General features: G+C 70.3%; 3 protein-coding genes. 2 read left to right on the top strand and 1 reads right to left on the bottom strand.

What is annotated here, in order from left to right; genetic code table 11:
* Both AC08ON_RS11650 and AC08ON_RS11645 read left to right on the top strand, forming a co-directional pair.
* A partial coding sequence (locus tag AC08ON_RS11650) for an aminotransferase class IV family protein (protein ID WP_476616952.1) occupies nucleotides 1-879 on the top strand: 879 nt, incomplete at its 5' end.
* Between the two features lie 302 nt (nucleotides 880-1,181).
* On the top strand, nucleotides 1,182-2,654 hold the full coding sequence (locus AC08ON_RS11645) for a hypothetical protein (RefSeq protein ID WP_476607599.1): 1,473 nt from the start codon (nucleotides 1,182-1,184) through the stop codon (nucleotides 2,652-2,654).
* Here AC08ON_RS11645 and AC08ON_RS11640 read toward each other — a convergent pair.
* Nucleotides 2,575-3,643: toll/interleukin-1 receptor domain-containing protein (locus AC08ON_RS11640; RefSeq protein ID WP_476616951.1), on the bottom strand; the 1,069-nt coding region annotated here is incomplete at its 5' end. The genes AC08ON_RS11645 and AC08ON_RS11640 overlap by 80 nt on opposite strands.

The raw sequence follows: 3,643 nt of genomic DNA, 5'->3' as shown, positions 1-3,643 counted from the left end.
GCCCACGGAACCGCCGCCCGCCGGCGGGTCACTATCGTGGCCAAGGTGGTCACTCCCACACTTCGACGCGTCGAAATCGACGGGCACCCCGTTCCCCTCGATGAGCCACACCGCCTAGCCCTGCTCCCCCACGGCCACTTCACAGTGCTGCAGGTGCGAGCCGGTCAGGCCCGGGGCCTGCGGTGGCATCCCGCCCGGCTGAATGAGGCGAACCAGGAGCTCTACGGCGAGCCTCTGGACGGCAAGCTGGTTCGCCACCGCATCCGGCAGGCACCGTACGCCACGGCGACAGCCGCCACCGCGACGACCGCCACCGCGACGACCGCCACCGCGCTGGATGCCACGGTCCGGATTGTCGTCACCGAGCGGCCGGACGGCGCAGGGGTGCGCGTCATCGTCGCGGTCGGCGAACCGGCAACCATGCCGACCACCCCACAACGGCTGCGGTCAGTGCCGTACCTGCGCCCGTTCGCCCACCTCAAGCATCTCGGGACGTTCGCGCAGATCCAGCACGGCCGGCTCGTCCGCCGTGACGGCTACGACGACGCCCTGTTGACCGCCCCCGGCGGGCTCATCGCGGAGGGCGCAATGACCAACATCGGTTTCTTCGATGGCAACATGATCGTCTGGCCGGACGCTCCCGCCCTGCGCGGAGTCACCATGACGCTGTTGGAGCAGGCACCGGCGGACGGCGGCCCGCCCAGCGTACGGGCCCCCGTGCGACTGGCGGACCTGGCGGGCTTCGAGGCCGCCTTCGTCACCAACTCACGCGGGATCGCGCCCGTCCGGGCCATCGACGGCCACCTCTTCGCGGGATCCGAATGGCTCATGACGACGCTTACCCGCCGCTACGACGCGGTGCCATGGGATCCGATCTGAGCCAGGTCGACGGCGTCCCACACGCCCGGATGCTCCTGCGGAGACCTGAGGACCGCGTCCGCTCCGGTCATACGTCCACCCTGGTCTTCGTATTTCCCGAGAGACAATGAATAACATTTTCAGAATTATAAAAATACAGCGAGATACCAGAGATACCACGACCTGGCCGCGGCGAGAGCGCCGGAATGGATTTCCGCGCGGCGGGTCGCCGGATACTGTCGGCATGCCTCGCTATTTTTCCTTTCTTCCGGTGAAATCCGGCTCCGGAGCCATCCCGCTGTCCGTGAAGGAACACCGCAACGATGCCGCTTGCCTCAGCCCAGCTCCTGGTAGCGCTCCTGCTGCACGAACAGCACCGCGTCGAGCCCGCGGGTGTGCCCCTCCGTTACCCCTCCCCGCCTCCCGCGGAACGCCATCTCATCGGCGCGGCGACGGCGCTCGCCGCCGGCCGGGCGAAAGGAGCACTGCGGGAGTTGCGGCAGAGCGAACACGACCCGACCGACCCCGATCACATGGCGGCGCACGAGGCGCTCTACCTCGCCGCGCTGGCTCTCGACCTCAACTGGTCCCCTGATGACGTCGGCGTCGTCCGAGCCTGGGCCACGAGGACGTTCGCTCCGCCTCCGGCCGGATTGGCCAAACCAGCCGGGCCGTCGCGAACCATGACGGACGCCCCGCTGATCGCCTGGACGACGCAGGTCATCTCCCGTCAACGGCACGCACTGCTCGAACCGACGACCGCGGTCATCTGCGTGCTCGCTGCCGAGATCATCCCCGGCATTCGGGTGGCGCGGGCACAACTGGCCCTGACCGGTCACCGCGTCGACCACCGCGAAACCGGCCGGAGGCACGAGCCCGGCCCCCATCGCATGCCCTATCGCCTGCCCTGTAACGTGGTTGTGCACGGTCACGGCGCCGATCCACCGCGCGCCGCACGGACCGCCGGCCCTGCCGGAACACTCGTAATGCAGGCCCTGGCCACGGCTGACCTCTTCGTCACCCATCTCGACGAGCTTCCGGTGCCACAGGCGGCGGCGTACGCGCGGATCCTGCGGGCGGATCTGCTGTTCCGGGCGAACCAGGAGGCCGAGGCCGGCATGGCGTTGGACGCGGTCGAGGCCGGCGCCGGGTCCGACCACGCAACACTGGCCCATGCGGCGCTGGTGCGCGGCGACTGGGCCGGTTTCCCGGACGGCGGGGCGCAGACGCTCGGCCGTCGGCCCGGCGGGAGCCGGGTCATCCGGTCGCGAACGGCCTATCCGGAACGCGCGGAGGAACTGTGGCAGCGGGCCCTGACCGCCTACGGGCGCGCCGGGTCGGAGGGCGGACGCGCCGCCGGACTGCTCCGGCTGGCCGGGGCGCCGACGGCGGCAGGCCGGCCGATCCTGCGCAGGGCCCGGATCGACGAGGCGGCCCGGCGCGCCCGGACAGCCGGCAACGAGGCGCTGACCTGGCTGGCGAGAGTGCAGAGCCAGGCCGAGCAGGCGGTTGCCGGAGAACCGTCCGCAGCGGGACTGCGGGCCATGATGACGGCGCTGGCCGACTGGTCCAGGCTGGAGGGAAGCACGAGTTACGGCCGCGGGCTCGGCCGACTGCTGATCGACGCCGGCACCGCTGGTGACCCCGATACCGGCACCGCTGGTGACTCCGACGATGTCGAGGCGGCGGGCCGCGAGGATCCCGGCCGGCGGCCGGTCAGGATCGCTGCCCGGGGAAGGGTGGCGGAGTCGACGGCCGGGAACCGCGGCCGTTCAGGGACCGGACGATCTGCCTGACCAGTTCAAGCTCCGCCGCCGCACCGTCCTTCTTGTCGACGAGATCGATGTAGCTGATGCCGCGCAACAGCCCGGCCGGGTCACAGGTCTCGACGCGGATCGGGATCAGCGTGCGCTTCACGCCGTTGGGATCCGCCTGCCAGGCCGCCTGCATCTTCTCCGAGGCCAGGTAGCTCTTCGACAGCACGGCGAGGGTACGCCGGGACTGCGAGATCCCTTCGTGCAGCAGACCGATCTCGTGCTCACCGGGCAGCGCGTCGAGGGCCGCCAGATGCACCGAATGACCCCGGCCTTCCAACACGCGGGCAATCCAGGAGCCCCAGGCCTCATCGGACGGATCCGCGGAGATGAGGAAGTCCCACTTCCCAGCCGCGACCGGCCCCTGATCGGAACCGTTCGACGGGGTCCGCACCACCGGAAACGGGCGCCCCGGCAGCGTGATCCACACGAGGCCCTCGTACTTGCCCGCCACCGACACCTCGACTCGGCGGTACTGCGCCGGGTCGAGATCCCGCAGCCGCCCGGCCACCGTACTGTGGTAGAATTCGGACAATAGGACGAGTGCCAGTTCCGCGTTCCTGTCCTGTTCCAGCAGCTGCCGGATGGGGTCCGCGTCGACCAGCCGGGCGGCGACCACCGCCGCGTCGCCGACGAAACCACTGCCGTCGATACCCACCTCGCCCTGGTGCAGGGCCAACCGCAACCGGATTCGACCGGTCTCGTCACGCCCTCGGTTGTAGGTCCGCAGCGCGATCCGCAGTTCCCGGACGAACTCGGTCGCGAGGACAGCCTTGGGAACGTCGGCGGCCACGGCCGCAAGAAAGCCGTCGCCACGATCCTGGCGCAGCCGGATCGACCGGGGAGGCAGGCCGGCGCCTCCGACCGCCTCATCGACGATCCGGCGCAGCCCCTCCCGCCAGCTCGCCTGCGTCGCGATGTCCTGACGGCTGTAGCGCCTGGCATCCAGGCAGAAGACGCTGACATGCCGC

Source organism: Frankia sp. CoWAU3 (assembly GCF_977971855.1).
This window is presented reverse-complemented; position numbering and strand designations above follow the sequence as displayed.

Coding starts and splice junctions, on each gene's coding strand:
- AC08ON_RS11645 (WP_476607599.1), top strand. CDS start 1,182: ATGCCGCTTGCCTCAGCCCAGCTCCTGGTAGCGCTCCTGCTGCACGAA.